This is a genomic window from Amycolatopsis solani (genome assembly GCF_033441515.1).
Classification (GTDB): Bacteria; Actinomycetota; Actinomycetes; order Mycobacteriales; family Pseudonocardiaceae; genus Amycolatopsis; species Amycolatopsis solani.
In genome coordinates, this window is record NZ_JAWQJT010000001.1 from 310,439 (window position 1) to 327,076 (window position 16,638).

Below are 16,638 nucleotides of genomic sequence, written 5' to 3' on the forward strand. Positions count from 1 at the left end.
GCCCGGGCAGGTTAGGGGCCGGTCGCGCGGGTACGACACAATTGGCGCGTGCCCCCCTCCAGCGAAGAGACGCGAGTGGTCGCCGGTCGCTACCGGCTGCGTTCGGTGCTCGGCTCCGGCTCGATGGGCACCGTCTGGTCGGCCTACGACGAGTTCCTGCACCGCCAGGTGGCCGTCAAGGAGATGAAGGTGCCGCCGGGCATCCCGGCGTCGCAGGCGGACGAGCTGCGGGAGCGCACGCTGCGCGAGGCCCGCGCGATCGCCGTCCTGTCTCACCCGAACGTGATCATCCTGCACGACGTCGCCCGCGAGGACGACCAGCCGTTCGTGGTCATGGAGCTGCTGCCCTCGCGCAGCCTGGCGCACATCCTGCGCGACCACGGGCCGCTGACCGTCGAGCAGGCCGCCGCGGTCGGCATCGCCGTGGCGTCCGCGCTGGAGGCCGCGCACGCCGCCGGGATCACCCACCGCGACGTCAAGCCGGGCAACGTGCTGGTCGCCAGCGACGGCCGGATCAAGCTGACCGACTTCGGCATCGCCCGCAACGTCTCCGAGGCGACCATGACCCGCACCGGGATCATGCTCGGCTCCCCCGCCTACATCGCGCCGGAAGTCGCCTCCGGCGGCGCGGTCATCCCGGCCGCCGACCTCTGGGGCCTCGGCGCCACGCTGTTCGCCGCGGTCGAGGGCGCGCCGCCGTACGACGCCGACGGCGACCCGCTGGAGACGGTCGGCAAGGTCGTCAACGGCAAGGTGCCCAAGCCGAAGGCCGGGCCGCTCGCCGAGGTCATCTCGGCGCTGATGAAGAAGGAGCCCGGCGACCGGATCACCCTGCGCGAGGTCCGGCACCGGCTGTACCCGCTGCAGTCGAAGACGCCGCTCGACCTGTTCGGACCCGAGCTGTTCCGCACCCCGGACGGCAAGAAGACGTCCGCGCAGCCGGACGCGACCGACACCCAGGTGATCGAAACCGTCCTGCCCGACAAGGACCGCGACGAGGACAAGGCCGAGAAGAAGGCCGAAGGGTCGAGCAGCGAGCTGGCCACCGACCCCGGCCCGCTGCCGTTCCTGCGTCCGCCCGTCCCGGTCTCGGCGCCCGGGCAGCAGCCGACGGTGTTCGTCGCCCCGCCCCGGCCCGCCCGGCGCGACACCCGCGCCACCGCGGTGCTCGTCGCGGTGGCGATCCTGCTCTTCCTCGTCGCAGCGGGTGGCGGGTTCGCGCTGGCCAGGGCGGTCGGCGGCCAGTCGCTGCTGCCACCGGCGGCCGAGCCGCGCAGCACGTCGAACGGCCTCACCGACGTCCCACCGCCGTCCCTGGTCCGCCAGTCCGGCGACGCGAGCTACGCGACCGGCGACGGCGGCCAGTTCGGCCTCGACGTGCCGCAGGGCTGGCAGAAGTTCGTCGCACCGCACAACACCACGAAGTTCGGCGCGAGCACCGCCGTCCAGTACGTCTCCCCGGACGGCCGCCGCTCGATCCGGGTGGAGCGGCTGGCGAACTACTTCGGCAAGTTCCCGGACGACGCCGAATACGTCGAGTGGCTGAAGCAGTCCTACTCCGGCGAGGGCTTCGAGCTGTTCGGCCCGTCCCCGGACGCCGGCGGCAAGGGCACGACGTTCACCTACCGCACGCTGGAGAGCGGTCTGCTCCCGGGCAGCGACGACGACGGCCGCGTCACGCGGGTGACGTTCATGAAGCTGGTCCAGGCGGGCGACAGCCTGTGGGTCCTGTCCGTGACGGCCCCGGTCGAGCAGGAGGACGCGACCCGCCGCGACGTCTTCGACCGCGTCTCGGGCACGCTCACCGTCTCGGACTAGCGCGTCCCGTTCAGCAGCTCGCGGGTGACGGCTTCCTGCGCGAGGTGGCGCAGCCCGGTGAAGATGCGGTCGCCGAGCACGGTGGCGATCAGGCCGGCCTCGATGATCTTGTCGAACGACGTCAGCCCGGTCACCACCTCGACGTCCAGCTTCGCGACGTCCAGCGCCAGCCGGGCGTAGTCGTCGAGGCGCTCGGCGAGCTTCTCGTGCCCGAGCTCCTTCGCCGTGGCCAGCGCGGCGACGAGGTTGCCGATGCCCTTGTGCTGCGGCGGGTGCCACTGCCAGCCGTGGCGGTGGACCAGCTCCTCGAGCAGCGTGGCCGCCCATTCGCGGGCCTCCTCGGACACCTCCGGCGGCGGCCCGGCCAGTTCCTGCTGGACGACGCCCATCGTCCGGTGCGGGGTCTCGTCGTCGTCGATCGCGCCCAGCACCGCGCCGACCGACGCCAGCGAGAGGCCGCCGACGTCGGTGAGCGCCTTGATCAGCCGCAGGCGCTGGACGTGGACCGCGGAGTACCGGGCCTGGTTCGGGCTGGTGCGCTCCCCGGGCGGGAGCAGCCCTTCACGCAGGTAGTACTTGACGGTCGCGACCGGCACCCCCGACTCGGCGCTCAGTTCGGCCATCCGCATGCGCATCCGCTCCGATCCCAGGGCCGATTTCAGGGTCGACCCTGAAGACTTTCTCAGCATGGAGAGTTTAACTTCCCATAACGGAGAGCTTGACTATCCATTCTGGGAGGGAACCATGACCATCCTTGCCGACGTCCGGAGCAGAACGCGCGGGTGGCACCGGCCGTCCGCGCTCGCCGCCGCCGTCCTGGCCGTCGTCGCGGTGCTGTGCGTCATCGCGATGCTCGTCGACCAGCGGACCCTCGCCGGCGCGCCGGTCTGGGCCAAGCCGTTCAAGTTCGCCGTCTCCGGCGCCTTCTACTTCGCCGCCTGGAGCTGGCTCGTCTCGCTGCTGCCGCGGTTCCGGCGCACGGCGAACGGACTGACGAACCTCCTGGTCGTCATCTTCTTCGCGGAGTACGGCCTGCTGGTGTTCCAGGCCGTACGCGGCCACGCGAGCCACTTCAACATCTCGACCCCGCAGGACGCCGCGATCTTCGGCACGATGGCCGCGATGATCGCCGTGCTCTGGGTCGCCACGCTGGTGCTGACGGTGCTGGTGATGTTCACGAAGGTGCCCGACCGCGCGTCGGCCTGGGCGGTGCGGACCGGGGCGGCTCTCTCCCTGGTGGGGATCACGCTCGGCCAGCTGATGACCAGCCCGACCGCGCAGCAGCTCGCGCAGTGGCGGACCGGCGGGCGCCCGGACATGGTCGGCGGGCACACCGTCGGGCTCGCCGACGGCGGCCCCGGCCTGCCGATCCTCGGCTGGAGCACGGTGGCGGGCGACCTGCGGATCCCGCACTTCGTCGGGATGCACGCGCTGCAGGCGCTGCCGCTGCTGGCGTTCGCACTCGTGGCACTGGCCTCGCGCTTCCCGCGGCTGCGCGACGACGCCGTCCGCGCGCGGCTCGTCCTGATCGGGGCCGCCGGGTACGCCGGTCTGATCGGGCTGGTGACGTGGCAGGCGCTGCGGGCGCAGTCGATCGTGCACCCGGACGCGATGACGCTGGGCGCCGCCGCGGCGCTGGTCGCGGCAGTCTCGCTGGGCTCGTGGGCCGCGGTGCGCGTCCGATGACCGCCTTCGACCTCGCGTTCCCGCTGGCCGTGCCGTTCTGGGCGGCGATGATCCTGGCGCCGAACTGGCGGTGGACGCCGCGGATCATGGCGTCGCCGTGGGTGCCGCTGCTGCCGCTGGCCTGCTACTTCGCGCTCGTGCTACCGCACTTCGGCGAGTGGGGCCGGGCGATGCTCCGGCCCGACCTCGGCGTGCTGCAGACGTTGCTGGCCACGCCGTGGGGCGCCGGACTCGTCTGGGCGCACCTCATCGCGTTCGACCTGTTCATCGCGCGGTGGATGTACTTCGAAGGGCGCGCGGTGGGGCTTTCGCCGTGGCTGGTCAGCCCGATCCTGGTGGTGACGATCTTCCTGTCGCCGTTCGGGCTGGTCGTGTTCCTGCTGGCGCGCGGCGTCCGGTTACGCTCCCTCGCATGAGTGAACACGAAGCCGCGAGCGCCATCGCCAAGCGCACCGGCGTTGACGCGCACGACATCGCGGTGGTCCTGGGGTCGGGCTGGCGCCCGGCGGCGGACGTCATCGGGGAGTGCGAGACGGAGATCCCGTTCGCCGAACTGCCCGGCTTCACCACGCCCGGCGCGGTGGGCCACGGCGGCACCATCCGCTCGCTGAAGATCGGCGACAAGAACGTCCTGGTCATGCTGGGGCGGACGCACTTCTACGAGGGCAAGGGCATCGACCCGGTGGTGCACAACGTGCGCACCGCGGCGGCGGCCGGCGTCCGGACGGTGCTGCTGACGAACGCGGCGGGCGGCCTGCGCGAGGGCTTCCAGGTGGGGCAGCCGGTGCTGATCGCCGACCACCTGAACCTGACCGCGCGTTCGCCGATCGTGGGCGCGAACTTCGTCGACCTGACGGACCTGTACTCCGCGCGGCTGCGGAAGATCGCGCGCGAGATCGACCCGTCGCTCGAAGAAGGCGTCTACGCGGGCCTGACCGGGCCGCACTTCGAGACGCCGGCGGAGATCCGGATGCTGCGCACGCTGGGCGCGGACCTGGTCGGCATGTCGACGGTCCTGGAAGCCATCGCCGCCCGCGCGGCCGGCGTCGAGGTGTTCGGGCTGTCGCTGGTGACGAACCTCGCCGCGGGCATGACCGGCGAACCGCTCAACCACCAGGAAGTCCTGGAAGCGGGCCGCGCCGCGGCCACGAGCATGGGCTCCCTGCTGCGCGACCTCGTCACCCGCGCCTGACCCGATGGCGGCACTTTCGGTACGAAAGTGATCCGGAGGCTGCTCCTCCACGTCACTTTCGTACCGAAAGTGGCGCTTGGGTCAGGCGAAGGTGGGGAGCTGGGCGGCGACGTCGGCTGGGGAGGGCATGGCCGCCACCTCGGTGGCCAGTGCGCGGGTCGCGTCGGCGACGGAGGTGTCCGTGAGCAGGTGACGCGCCTGGGTGGCGACGGCTTCGGCCGTGACCTCCGTGGCGAGCAGCCGGGCGCCGACGCCGGCCGCGACGACCGCGTCCGCGTTGCTGAACTGGTCCGCGCCCTGCGGCAGCAGGAGCTGCGGGAGGCCCGCGCCGAACGCGCCGAGCGTCGTGCCGCTGCCGCCGTGGTGGACCACCAGGTCGACGTGCGGGAGCAGCGCCGACTGCGGGACCCACGCCTCGAGCCGGACGTTGTCGGGCACCTCGCCGAGCGCGGCCGGGTCGACCGTCGGGCCGGTGGCGACCAGGACGTCGGCGTCCAAACCGGACAGACCGGCGATCGCCGCGCCGAGCACGCCCGCGTGGCCCATCGCCGTGCCGAGGGTCAGGTAGACCAGCGGCCGCCGCTTGTCCAGCACGCCCGCGGGCAGGTCACCCGGCTCGCTCCAGCCGACCGGCCGCAACGGCACGCGGTGCGCCCGCGCCAGGAAACCCGGCTCCTGCACCGACTCCGGGCAGATGTCGATGAACGGGCCGTCGAACGCCAGGTCCTCCCCGACCTCGATGCCGAGCGTCCGGCCGTGCGCGCGGATCGCGTCGCGGATCCGCGCCACCATCGGGTCTTCGCTCGACACGCGGCCGAACCCGTGTGCCACCACCGGGATCCCGGCCCGCAACGCGGCGAACGCGCCGCCGGAGTTGCCGGCTTCGCTCACCACCAGGTCCGGCCGGACGTGCCCGAACAGCGGCAGCAGGTCGTCGACGAACCGCTTCGGCATGACCTCGCCGAACACCTTCGCCACGATAGGCCCGAGCACCTCGGGCGGGACCTCGCCGGGCGGGCGCCGCGGGCCGGGCGGCCCGGACTCGGCGAAGGCCTGCCCGAACGCGTCCTTGATCGCGAGCCCGGCAGCGGCCGTTTCGAGCCCGGCTTTCGTCAGCTGCGGCAGGAAGTCTTCCGAGGTGGCGAAGACGACGTCGTGGCCGGCGTCGCGCGCGGCGACCGCCAGCGGCACGAGCGGGAACGTGTGACCGAAGGACCCCAGTGAGGTGAAGAGCAAGCGCACTCACCCGACCCTAGCCCGTAGGCTGGCGCGGTGACAGTGAATTCCACCCTGCGTGACGCCGCCTTCCGCTGGATCGCCGACGACCCGGACGAAGGCGCGCGCGCCGAGTTGCAGGCCGTCCTCGCGAAGGCGATGGGCGGCGACGCCGGTGCCGCCGCCGAGCTGGCCGACCGGATGGCCGGGCCGCTCGAGTTCGGCACCGCCGGCCTGCGCGGGCCGGTGCGCGCCGGACCGAACGGGATGAACGTCGCCGTCGTCACCCGCACGACGGCCGGGGTGGCCGGCTGGCTGACGGCGCACGGGCACGCGGGCGCGCTGGTCGTCGTCGGCCGCGACGCGCGCCACGGCTCGGAGGCGTTCGCGACCGCGGCCGCCGAAGTGCTGACCGCGGCGGGCTTCGACGTCAAGGTGTTCCCCCGCCCGCTGCCGACGCCGGTGCTCGCGTTCGCCGTCGGGCGGCTCGGCGCGGTGGCCGGGATCCAGATCACCGCGTCGCACAACCCCCCGGCGGACAACGGGTACAAGCTCTACGACGCCACCGGCGGCCAGATCGTGCCGCCGTCCGACGGCGAGATCGAGCGCGCCATCCAGGCCGCGCCCGCCGCGGCGAGCGTCGAGCGGGCCGCCGGCGCCGAGGTCGTCGACGTCGTCGACCGGTACCTCGACGAGGTCGCGACGCTGCCGCTCGGCGCCGGGCGCGCGGTGCGGGTGGCCGCGACGGCGTTGCACGGCGTCGGCGCCGAAACGCTGCGCGCGGCGTTCGAGCGGGCCGGGTTCACCGACCTGCACCTGGTCACCGCCCAGTCCACGCCGGACCCGGACTTCCCGACCGTGTCGTTCCCGAACCCGGAAGAACCGGGCGCGACCGACCTGCTGCTGGCGCTGGCGTCCGATGTGGACGCCGACCTGGCGATCGCGCTCGACCCGGATGCCGACCGCTGCGCCCTCGGCGTGCGCGAGCGCGACGGGTCGTGGCGGATGCTGCGCGGCGACGAGACCGGCGTCCTGCTCGGCTCGTACGTTCTGTCCACAGTGGACCGCACCCAGCTGCCGGACCCGCTGGTGGCCACGACGATCGTGTCGTCGTCGATGCTCGGCGAGATCGCGAAGGCCGAGGGCGCCCGCTACGCCGAGACGCTGACCGGGTTCAAGTGGCTGGTGCGGGCCGGCGAAGGGCTCGTGTTCGCCTACGAAGAGGCGCTCGGCCTGTGCGTGAACCCGGGTTTCGTGCGCGACAAGGACGGCATCGCCGCCGCCACGCTGGCCGCCGGGCTCGCCGCGCAGCTCAAGGCGCAGGGCCGCACGCCGCTGGACGTGCTCGACGAGCTCGCGCAACGCCACGGCGTGCACCTGACCGACCAGGTTTCCCTGCGCGTCACGGACCTCGCCGTCCGCGGGCAGCTGATGGCGAAGGTGCGCAAGACGCCTCCGTCGTCGCTCGGCGGCGCGGCGGTCGGCATGGAAGACCTGCTGCCGGACGCGGACGTCGTCCGCCTGGCCGGCGACGGCGTGCGCGTGGTGATCCGGCCGTCCGGGACCGAGCCGAAGCTGAAGGCGTACCTGCAGGTGGTGGCCCCGGTCACCGGTTCACTCGCGGACGCGCGCGCGGCGGCGCAGGAGCGGCTGGCGGCGGTGCGGGCCGACGTCGAGGAGCTGCTCGCCTGATGCCGCGGCTGCTGATCGTGCACCACACGCCGTCGCCGTCGACGCAGGCGCTGTTCGAGGCCGTGCTCGCGGGGGCGACGCACCCGGACGTCGAGGGGGTGGAGGTCGTCCGCCGCGCGGCGCTGGCGGCGACCGTCCCCGACGTCCTCGAGGCGGACGGCTACCTGCTGGGCACGCCGGCGAACCTCGGCAGCATGAGCGGTGCGCTGAAGCACTTCTTCGACACCGTCTACTACCCCTGCCTGGACGCGACGCGGGGCCGTCCGTTCGGGTACTGGATCCACGGCGGCAGCGACACGTCGGGGACGCAGCGGCAGCTGCTGGCCATCACGACGGGCCTGTCCTGGACCCAGGCGGCGGAAGCGGTGGTCAGCACGGGCGAACCGGACAAAAAGACGCTGGAAGCGTGTACGGAACTGGGCGGCACGCTGGCCGCGACCCTGCTGGGCTGAACCAGCCCGGAAAAAGAAGGGGGCCTGTCACCGGAAGCCCTGGGGGTCGACCTCCGGCAACAGGCCGTGGCCAAGGGATCCTCCCGAGGGCGATCGACCTTGGCCTGTGCAGCGTACTACAGACCGCCGATCATGACGAGTCGAAGGCACGACAAGCCCCTCGCCCAGCTGTTCCGTACACCCCCAGGGCACGGACCGCCAGGCGAGAGGCGTGCCAACTGTAAACCACTGCATACGATAGCTGTCAACGTGTGCGTACAGTGGTTTCCCGGCTAGAATTTTCACGGCGGAAACCTAGGGGGCGGGGATGGCACGGGAACGCACCTTCGCGGAACGGCTGAGTGCCCTGATCGACGCGGCCCGGCTGGACGGCCACGCGCCGCACAGCTACCGGGAGATCTCCGCGGCCGTCGAGCGCGCGGGCGGGCCGGCGATGTCGCCCGCCTACCTGCAGCAGCTGGCGACCGGGAAGCGGGTCAACCCGAAGATCCACTACGTCGAGGCACTGGCCCGGCTGTTCGGCGTGCCGGTGACGTACTTCTTCGACGCGGAAGCGGCCGCGCCCCCGGCGGGCGAGGCCCAGCTGATGGCGATGCGGGCGCAGGAGCTGTCGCCGCAGGGCCGCCGTCAGGTGATGGACCTGCTCGACCTCGTCGAACGCTACGAGCGGGCCGAACGCGAAGGCCGGAATCCGGAAGACGCGGCTCGATGAAGGAGCGGGAGCTGCGCCGCCGGTGCCGGAAGCTGCTGAAAGACCTCGACATCGGTCCCCCGCTCGACGTCGAGGTGCTGTGCGCGCGGCTGGGCGAGCAGCGCGGCAAGCCGATCCGGTTGATGGCGTACCCGCTCGAAGTGCCGGGCCCGTTCGGCTGCTGGATCGCGACGGCGGCCGCGGACTACATCTTCTACCAGGCCGAAACGACGAAATCGCACCAGGACCACATCATCCTGCACGAGCTCGGGCACATGCTGGCCGACCACCACCCGCAGGGCGACGCCGAGCCGGCGGACTTCCTGCGCGGCCCCGCGACCGATCTTGACCCGGATGCCGTACACCGCGCCCTGCGCCGCTCGTCCTACGATGACGCGCACGAGTGGGAAGCGGAGACCGTCGCGACCATCGTCCTCGAGTGGGCGTCGGTCCTGAACTACACGATCCCGCGGCGCGCCGCTGACCGGGATCTCCGCCGGATCCAGGGGGCGCTCGGCGATCACCAAGGGTGGTTGTGAGCACACTTTTCAGTCCGGTGAACGTTGTCGCACTGGTGCTGTTCGCCGCCGCGCTGGCGTGGCGGATCTACCAGGTGCAGCGCGCCCCGACGGTGCCGAACTGGGCCGTGACGGCGTGCGTGGCCGGCTTCACCGCGGCGTTCCTGCTGCAGCAGACGGCGATTTCCGACGAAGTGGACGCCCTCCTCGGCCGCGGCGCGGCGCGGGTGGCGAACAACGCACTGCTGGCGTGCGGCATCTGCGCGCTGGTCATCTTCTTCCTCGGCTCGGCGCTCGGGCCGCGCCGGTACCGCCGGGTGACGGCCGAGCTGATCCCGCTGGCCGCGGCGATCGCGCTGATGGTCGTCGCGATGGCCGTGACGCCGCCGGAGCTGCGCGGCCTCCCGTTGGGGCCGTCGACGGTCCACGACAGCGGGGTCGCGCTGTTCTACCTCGGCGCCGGGCTGTACCTGATCTACGGCCTGATCGCGTGCACGGCGTGGATCGTGCGGTACCTGCGGGTGGCCGACCGGAACCTGCGGATCGGCCTCAAGCTGAGCGCGATCGGCATGGCCAGCGCGGCGGCGGGCAGTATCTTCCGCGCGCTCTACATCGTGGTGGCGTGGGCGTTCGGGCCGGTGGTGAAGGTCCTGCTGCTGCTCGGCGTGCCGTTCGTGATCCTCGGCGGCGTGCTGTTCCTGGCCGGCGTCACCTACCCGGGCGTGCGGGCACGGCTTTCGGCGGTGCGCCGCCGCCGCCAGCACCGGCGCGAGCACCGGGCGCTCGCTCCACTGTGGACGGCGCTGGTCCGCGCGTTCCCCAGCATCGTGCTGCGCACGCCACCGCGCCGCGACCGGTTCTCGCCGCGCAGCATCCACCGCGTGCACTACCGGCGGGTGATCGAGATCCGGGACGGGCTGGTCCAGCTGTCGCCGTACCTGTCGGCGGACTTCGGCGAGGCCGTGGCCACCGACCCGGGCGCCGCGGCAGCCGCGTTGAAGGCGGCGCTCGAGCGGCACGCGGCGGGCGAGGAGAACGACGGCCGCGCCAAGCAGGTCCTGCCCGCCCACGCGGACGACATCGAGTCCGACGTCCGGCCGTTGCTCGCGCTGTCGGCCGCGATGGACGCGTGACGTGGACACGCTGATCACGGCCGCCCGGGTCCTTCCCCGGCCGTCGGCCCCGGTGCCCGACGGCGCCGTCCTGGTCCGCGACGGCCTGATCGTGGCGGCGGGCCCGCGGGCGGACGTCGTCGCGCAGGCGGCACCGGACGCGGTCCGGCACGACTTCCCGACCGGGACCGCGCTGGCCGGGCTGTTCAACGTCCACACCCACCTGGCTTTCGACGCCTCGCGGGAGATGCTGGCGAACTTTTCCGATGCTTCTTCACCGGTGGAGGACGCTCGTGCGCGGCTGACGTCGATGCTGCGCAGCGGCGTGACGACGGTCCGCGACCTCGGCGACCGCGACCACCTCGGCGCGGCGGTCCGCCGGTCGTTCGCGGGCGAGGTGGCCCCGCGGCTGCTGGTGTCGGGCCCGCCGTTGACGGTGCCGGACGGGCACTGCCACTTCTTCGGCGGCGCGGTCTCTTCGGATTCGGACATCCGCGAGCGGATCGACGCGAACGCGGCGGCGGGCGCGGACGTGATCAAGGTGATGGCGAGCGGCGGCCAGATCACCGAGGGCGGGGCCGACATGTGGGAGTCGCAGTTCTCCGCACGGGAGCTTTCGGTGGTGGTCTCGCACGCGGCTTCGCACGGGTTGCCGGTGGCGGCGCACGCGCACGGCGCGGACGCGATCGAGGCGGCGGTGGCGGCCGGGGTGTCGACGGTGGAGCACTGCAGTTTTCTCACGGGGCCGCGGACGTTCGACCGGCGGGACGCGGTGGCCGCGCGGATGGCCGAGGCGGGGATTTCGGCGTGTTCGACGAGCAGCCGGAACTGGCGGGTGATCGTGGAGAAGCTGGGCGAGAGCACGGCATCGGCGATGTACGGGCGGTTGCCGTGGCTGGAGGAGCACGGTGTCCGGCTGCTGGCCGGGACGGACGCGGGGTTGCCGGGGTCGGTGTTCGACGATCCGGTGGGGGCGTTGGAGCTGTACGAGTGGCTCGGGTTTTCGCGGCGGCGGATCTTGGAGATCGCGACCTGCGATTCGGCGGCGGGACTCGGGTTGTCGGGGGTGACCGGGCGGCTGGAGGCGGGGCTGGCGGGTGATGTGCTCGTGGTGGAGGGGGATCCGCTGGCTTCGTTGAGCGCGCTGCGGAATCCGCTGCTGGTGCTCGCCCAGGGCCGCGCCGCCTGAGCGCGTACCCCGATCGGGGAACACCCGGTTTGGTGACAGCGTTTTAAAACAGTGTTACTGTTGGCGCCACCCCAACCCGAGGAGTCCCCCGATGCACGGACCCACCCAGCTCTTCACCGTGATCGCCCTGGTCTCGCTCCCGACCGTCATGTACGGCGGCTACGCCCTCATGGGCGTCATGCGAGACCGCAAACTCACCGAACACCAACGCGCGATGTTCCGAGCCGGCCACGCCCACGCCGGCGTCCTCCTGATCCTCGCCCTGGTCGCCCTGCAGATCCTCAGCCGCACGACACTGGCCGACACCACCCTCTGGATCACGTGCTTCCTGCTGCTCTTCGGCGTCCTCGCCCAGTCCGGCGGCTTCTTCCTCCACCTCCTGCCGAACCGGAACAAGCTCGGCGGCCGCGTCACGAGCGTCGGCGCGGTCCTGCTCGGCGCCGCGACGCTGCTCACCGCCTATGGGGTCGCCTTCGCCTGACGAACCCGGTCGTTAAGCTTGAGGACGTGCCTGAATACCTGCCGACCGCGCCCTACAAGGGGACCCGGGACTTCCTGCCCGCCGAAATGTCCGTGCGGACCCAGGTGTTCGGTCATCTCTACGACGTCCTCGAGCGCCGCGGCTTCCTCCGCTACGACGGGCCGATCCTCGAGTCGGCCGAGATCTACGAGCGGAAGTCCGGGCAGGAGATCGCGGACAAGCAGCTCTACACGCTCACCGACAAGGGCGGGCGGCGGCTGGCGCTGCGGCCCGAAATGACGCCGTCGGTGGCGCGGATGATCGCCGGGAGCGCCAAGTCGCTGTCGTTCCCCGTGCGCTGGTACAGCCACCCGAACTGCCACCGGTACGAGGCACCGCAGCGCGGGCGCGTCCGTGAGCACTGGCAGATCAACGCCGACATCTTCGGGTCGGACAGCGCCAACTGCGAGATCGAGATCTTCGAGCTGGTCCACGACCTGATGGGCGCGCTCGGGGCGACGCCGGACATGTTCGTGCTGCGCGTCAACGACCGGAACCTGCTGACGTCGGCGCTCACCGACGTCGCCGGGGTGTCCGAGGACCACCTCGCGCAGGTGTTCGCGCTGGTCGACCGGTGGGAGAAGTACCCGCGCGAGAAGCTCGCCGAGAGCGCCGGCGAGATCGGGTTGTCGGACAAGCAGTTCGAGAAGCTGGCCGAGACGCTCGACATGGGCGAGGCACTGCTCGACGAGATTCCCGCCGAGGTGCGCGAGCAGTCGAACCTGGTCAAGGTGCTGAACAGCAGCGCCAAGGACCTGGTGAAGTACGAGCCGATCATCGTGCGCGGGCTGGCGTACTACACGTCGACCGTGTTCGAGGTCTTCGACACCTCGCCGGAGAACCGCCGCGCGCTGTTCGGCGGCGGGCGGTACAGCGACCTCGCGTCGATGTTCACCGCGCAGCAGATCCCGGGGATCGGCTTCGGCATGGGCGACGTCACGCTGATGGACTTCCTCGACACCCACGGCCTGACCCCGGCGCCGCGCAGCGAGGTCGACGTCATGGTCATCCCGGTGACGGAAGACCTCTCGGACCAGGCCCGGACGGTCGCGCGAGCCCTGCGCGCGGCGGGCCTGCGGACGTCGACGCCGATCGAGCACCGCAAGCTCGGCAAGGAGCTGACCCGCGCGGACAAGGCGGGCGCGGCCGCGGTCGTGATCGTCGGCCAGGACGACTGGGCGGCCGGCAACGTGACGGTCCGCAGCCTGGCCACGCGCGAGCAGAACCCGGTCGCGATCGCCGACGCCCCCGCGGCGGTCCAGGCGCTGCTGGCCTGAAATCGGTTCGACACCCCTGCCACGCTGGAGGAGTGTTCGATACGCCGCTGTCTGCGCAGGAGCTGGAGTCGCTCGCCGGGGGCGACGTCCGCCGATGGGCGGACTTCGACCTCGCCGTGCGCCGCTGGTGGCGGCCCAACCTCAACTTGCGCACCGCCGACCTCGGCAGCCGGCCGCGGCGCGAGGTGCTGGCGGAAGCCGCCTGCCACGGCGACGGGCGGGTGCGGCAGGCCGCGGTCGAGTGGCTGGCGGCCGGCGACGAGCTCGAAGCGCTGCCGCTGCTGCTGATCCGCTGCGTCGACTGGGTGGCGCCGGTCCGGGCGGCGGCCCGGCAGGCGGTTGCGGCCAAACTGGACGAATCGTCGCTGCGCGCGATGCTGCCGCTCATCGCCGTCCTCGGGCGGCGGCAGGTCGACGACTGGATGACCACGCTCTTCCGCGAAAACCTGCCGCGCGTGCTCGACACCGCGCTGGCGCTGGAAGATCGCACGAGCCGCCGGTGGGCGCACACGGAAGCGCTGGGTCTGCTTCCGCGCGAACGCCTGCTGCGGATCGCCCGGCGGGACCACGACCTCGTGGTCCGGACGCTGTGCGGCGACGCGCTGCTCGACCGCGGCGAGTTCGTCGAGGAGCTCCTGGCCGCCGGGTCACCGAGGGTCCGGATGCGCGCGCTGACGCTCGTCGGCCCGGCCACGGTCGAGGCCCATCTGGCGGACCGCTCGTCCCTGGTCCGCTCGATGGCCCAGTTCCTCGTCCGCAAGGCGGGCGGCGACCCCGCCGCGCACTACCGGGCACTGCCCGCCTCCCCTAGCGCGATCGCCGGGCTCGGCGAGACCGGCACCGAGGCCGACGCGGGGCAGCTCGAACAGCACCTGACCGACGACCGGCCCCGGGTCCGCGCGCTCGCGGTCCGCGGCCTGCGCCGGATCGCACCCGACTCGACGGCGGTGCGGCCGTTGCTGACCGACCCGTCGTCCGTAGTGGTCCGGCAGGTGGTGGCGTTCCTGCGCGGCAAGGCGGTCGAGGTGGCGGTGCTGCGGGAGCTGCTCGGCGAGGATCGGCCGCTCCCGACCCGCCGGGCGGCCGCCGCGCTCCTGCGGGACGGCGACACCTGGCTGCGGCTGCACACCGACCTCGCGCTGCTGCGGGACAACGACCTCGCCGCCGACGCCCGCCGGGACCTGGAGAACTGGCTGCTCCAGTCGGCCGGAATCTACTCGGCTCCGCTACCGGAACTGGCCGCCGCGATCGACGGCCTGCTCACCCGCGTGCCCGAGGAAACGGCCCGGCGGATCCGCTTCACGCTCCCCCGCTGACCGCGTCCGGGCGCAGCAGCATCGCCGTCAACACCGCCCCGGCACCGAAACAACCCGGCGCACCCCGCTCACGCTCCCCCGCTGACCGCGTCCGCGCGCAACAACCTCAGCGTGAACGTCGCTCCCGCGCCCGGCCGTCCCACCGCCGCGATGGTGCCGCCGTGGCCCGTCACCACCTCGCGGACCAACGCGAGACCCAGGCCGAAGCGGCGGCCGTCGCCGTCGGAGCCTCGGGCGAAGCGCTCGAAGATGCGGTCCGCGTCGGCGGCCGGGAAGCCGACTCCGGTGTCGCGGACGCGGACCTCCACGTGCCGCTCGTCCGGGACGCCCAGCCACACCTCGATCGAGCCGCCGGGTGGGGTGTGGCCGAGTGCGTTGTCCAGCAACGCCGACAGCACCCGCCGCAACGCCGTCGGCACGCCCTGGACCACGTACGGCCGCCGTTCGCGGGTCACCGCGAGCCGGACCCGGCCGGCTCCGGCGCGGTCCGTCTCCGCCGCGACCGCTTCCTCCGCGAGCGAACCCAGGTCCACCAGCTCCAGCGAGGACCGGTCGCCCGCCTGGGCCGACATCAGCAGGTCTTCGACGACTTCGCCGAGCTCCCGGGTGCCGCGGACGAGTTGCTCGAGGTCGGCGGCGTCCCGGCCCGTCGCGCGCCGGGCCAGGAGCTGGGCGCGGGTGTGCAGGCGGGTCAGCGGGGCCCGGAGTTCGTGGGACGCGTCGGCGACGAACGTCCGCTGCCGCCGCAGGGCGTCGGCCAGCGGGCGGATCGCTCGGCCGGCCATCACCCGGCCGCACAGCACCGCCGCGAGCAGCGCGAGCACCTCCGCGACGCCGAGGCCGAACACCAGCGACGAGCGGTCCTGGATCTGGTAGACCTCCTCGAAGTACGCCTGCGACACGACGCCGCCGCGGTTCTCGACGCGGATCGTGTACGTCATCGCGCCGATCGGGCGCCGTTCCGTGTGGACGTCGCCGGGCGCGGGAACGGTCGAGGCCAGTGCCGCCAGCGGCATCCCGGCCGGCGGCGGTCCCGCGGGTGCGTGCAGCACCGGCGTGAACAGCCAGACGCAGCCGGGCGGGGTTTCGGCCGGGCCGAGCTGGATCGTGCGGGCCAGCACCCGGTCGGCGTCGGCGTGCTGCCCGGACAGCAGCATCCCGTACGCGATCGCGCCGGCGACGGCCACGAGCAGCGACACCACGACGGAGATCTGCGCGGTGATCGCCCACCGCGCCCGCCGCAGGGCGCGGTCCTCGGGGTCGCCGCCGGGTCTCACACCGCGCCGATCTGGTACCCGAGGCCGTGCACGGTCCGCACGACGTCCCGGCCGAGCTTGCGCCGCAGGTAGTACACATACGTGTCCACAATGGACTCCCCGGTCGAGTCGGCGAAGACGTTGGTCCGCAGTGACGCCCGCGGGTGGATCGCCTTCGGCCGCTGCGCCAGCGTCCGCAGCAGCTCGAACTCCCGCCCGGACAACGTGATCCGCTCGCCGCGCGGCAGCACGACCTCGTGCCGCCGCAGGTCGAGCGCCGCCGTGCCGAGCGGGAGGCTTTCCGCGCCTTCGAGGTCACGCCGTCCCAGCGCGCGCAGGCGAGCCAGCAGTTCCTCGGCCTCGAACGGCTTGACGAGGTAGTCGTCGGCGCCGGCGTCGAGCCCGCCGACGCGGTCGGCCAGCTCGCCCAGCGCCGAGAGCACCAGCACGCGCGTGGTCACGGCCCTGGCCCGCAGCTGCCGCACCAGCTCCAGGCCGTCGAGCACCGGGAGACGGCGATCGATGATCATCACGTCGTACCGCCCGGTGAGCCCGAGGTGCAGACCGCGCTGCCCGTCGTGCGCCGCGTCGGTTTCGTAGCCTTCTTCCGCGAGCAGCTCTTCGAGCAGGCCCGCCAGCTCGCGATCGTCCTCGACCACGAGCACCCGTGGTCTCGTCGCCCCATCGTGCACGGATCCATACTG

The 16,638-nt window shown here is 72.6% G+C and carries 17 protein-coding genes; 13 read left to right on the top strand and 4 right to left on the bottom strand.

Annotated elements, in window-relative coordinates:
* Nucleotides 1–75 precede the first annotated feature (75 nt).
* Nucleotides 76–1,818, top strand: a complete 1,743-nt coding sequence (locus SD460_RS01515; RefSeq protein WP_290058056.1) for a serine/threonine-protein kinase — start codon at nt 76–78, stop codon at nt 1,816–1,818.
* On the opposite strand, the gene SD460_RS01520 is transcribed toward SD460_RS01515, so the two are convergent.
* Nucleotides 1,815–2,441, bottom strand: coding sequence for a MerR family transcriptional regulator (locus SD460_RS01520; protein WP_438860646.1), 627 nt, complete (start codon nt 2,439–2,441; stop codon nt 1,815–1,817). The genes SD460_RS01515 and SD460_RS01520 overlap by 4 nt on opposite strands.
* Before the next feature lie 121 nt (nt 2,442–2,562).
* On the opposite strand from SD460_RS01520, the gene SD460_RS01525 reads away from it, so the two are divergent.
* From SD460_RS01525 to SD460_RS01535, 3 genes are read left to right on the top strand one after another with little or no spacing between them, the layout of a single operon-like run.
* Complete coding sequence (locus SD460_RS01525) at nt 2,563–3,504, top strand: hypothetical protein (protein WP_290058051.1); 942 nt, start codon at nt 2,563–2,565, stop codon at nt 3,502–3,504.
* Nucleotides 3,501–3,920 (top strand): ABA4-like family protein, encoded by a 420-nt coding sequence (locus SD460_RS01530; RefSeq protein WP_290058050.1) that lies wholly within the window; start codon nt 3,501–3,503, stop codon nt 3,918–3,920. The genes SD460_RS01525 and SD460_RS01530 overlap by 4 nt, the downstream gene beginning before the upstream one ends.
* Complete coding sequence (locus SD460_RS01535) at nt 3,917–4,696, top strand: purine-nucleoside phosphorylase (RefSeq protein WP_290058049.1); 780 nt, start codon at nt 3,917–3,919, stop codon at nt 4,694–4,696. Before SD460_RS01530 ends, SD460_RS01535 begins: the two co-directional genes overlap by 4 nt.
* A gap of 81 nt (nt 4,697–4,777) precedes the next feature.
* Here the strand turns inward: SD460_RS01535 and SD460_RS01540 are convergent, their stop codons facing one another.
* A complete protein-coding gene (locus SD460_RS01540; RefSeq protein ID WP_290058048.1) occupies nt 4,778–5,938 on the bottom strand; it encodes a glycosyltransferase in 1,161 nt (386 codons plus the stop codon).
* 30 nt (nt 5,939–5,968) lie between these two features.
* Between SD460_RS01540 and SD460_RS01545 the strand changes: the two genes are divergently transcribed.
* The 9 genes from SD460_RS01545 to SD460_RS01585 all read left to right on the top strand — a co-directional run bounded on the left by SD460_RS01545 (nt 5,969) and on the right by SD460_RS01585 (nt 14,678).
* Complete coding sequence (locus SD460_RS01545) at nt 5,969–7,603, top strand: phospho-sugar mutase (protein ID WP_318305845.1); 1,635 nt, start codon at nt 5,969–5,971, stop codon at nt 7,601–7,603.
* Entirely contained in the window at nt 7,603–8,055 is a 453-nt protein-coding gene (locus SD460_RS01550) for a flavodoxin family protein (protein ID WP_290056090.1), read from the top strand. Before SD460_RS01545 ends, SD460_RS01550 begins: the two co-directional genes overlap by 1 nt.
* A gap of 307 nt (nt 8,056–8,362) precedes the next feature.
* Entirely contained in the window at nt 8,363–8,767 is a 405-nt protein-coding gene (locus SD460_RS01555) for a helix-turn-helix domain-containing protein (protein ID WP_290056089.1), read from the top strand.
* Nucleotides 8,764–9,285 (top strand): hypothetical protein, encoded by a 522-nt coding sequence (locus tag SD460_RS01560; protein WP_290056088.1) that lies wholly within the window; start codon nt 8,764–8,766, stop codon nt 9,283–9,285. Before SD460_RS01555 ends, SD460_RS01560 begins: the two co-directional genes overlap by 4 nt.
* Nucleotides 9,282–10,397, top strand: coding sequence for an MAB_1171c family putative transporter (locus SD460_RS01565; protein ID WP_318305846.1), 1,116 nt, complete (start codon nt 9,282–9,284; stop codon nt 10,395–10,397). The genes SD460_RS01560 and SD460_RS01565 overlap by 4 nt, the downstream gene beginning before the upstream one ends.
* Nucleotide 10,398: 1 nt before the next feature.
* Nucleotides 10,399–11,565, top strand: a complete 1,167-nt coding sequence (locus SD460_RS01570) for an amidohydrolase family protein (protein ID WP_290056086.1) — start codon at nt 10,399–10,401, stop codon at nt 11,563–11,565.
* 91 nt (nt 11,566–11,656) lie between these two features.
* Entirely contained in the window at nt 11,657–12,046 is a 390-nt protein-coding gene (locus SD460_RS01575) for a hypothetical protein (protein ID WP_290056085.1), read from the top strand.
* A 26-nt stretch (nt 12,047–12,072) separates the two neighbouring features.
* The gene (gene hisS, locus SD460_RS01580) at nt 12,073–13,362 is read left to right on the top strand and encodes a histidine--tRNA ligase (RefSeq protein WP_290056084.1); all 1,290 of its coding nucleotides are present in this window, start codon (nt 12,073–12,075) and stop codon (nt 13,360–13,362) included.
* A 32-nt stretch (nt 13,363–13,394) separates the two neighbouring features.
* A complete protein-coding gene (locus SD460_RS01585; protein WP_290056083.1) occupies nt 13,395–14,678 on the top strand; it encodes a HEAT repeat domain-containing protein in 1,284 nt (427 codons plus the stop codon).
* A 68-nt stretch (nt 14,679–14,746) separates the two neighbouring features.
* Here SD460_RS01585 and SD460_RS01590 read toward each other — a convergent pair whose 3' ends face one another.
* On the bottom strand, nt 14,747–15,955 hold the full coding sequence (locus tag SD460_RS01590; RefSeq protein WP_290056082.1) for a sensor histidine kinase: 1,209 nt from the start codon (nt 15,953–15,955) through the stop codon (nt 14,747–14,749).
* A complete protein-coding gene (locus SD460_RS01595; protein ID WP_318306533.1) occupies nt 15,952–16,599 on the bottom strand; it encodes a response regulator transcription factor in 648 nt (215 codons plus the stop codon). The genes SD460_RS01590 and SD460_RS01595 overlap by 4 nt, the downstream gene beginning before the upstream one ends.
* Between the last annotated feature and the right edge of the window lie 39 nt (nt 16,600–16,638).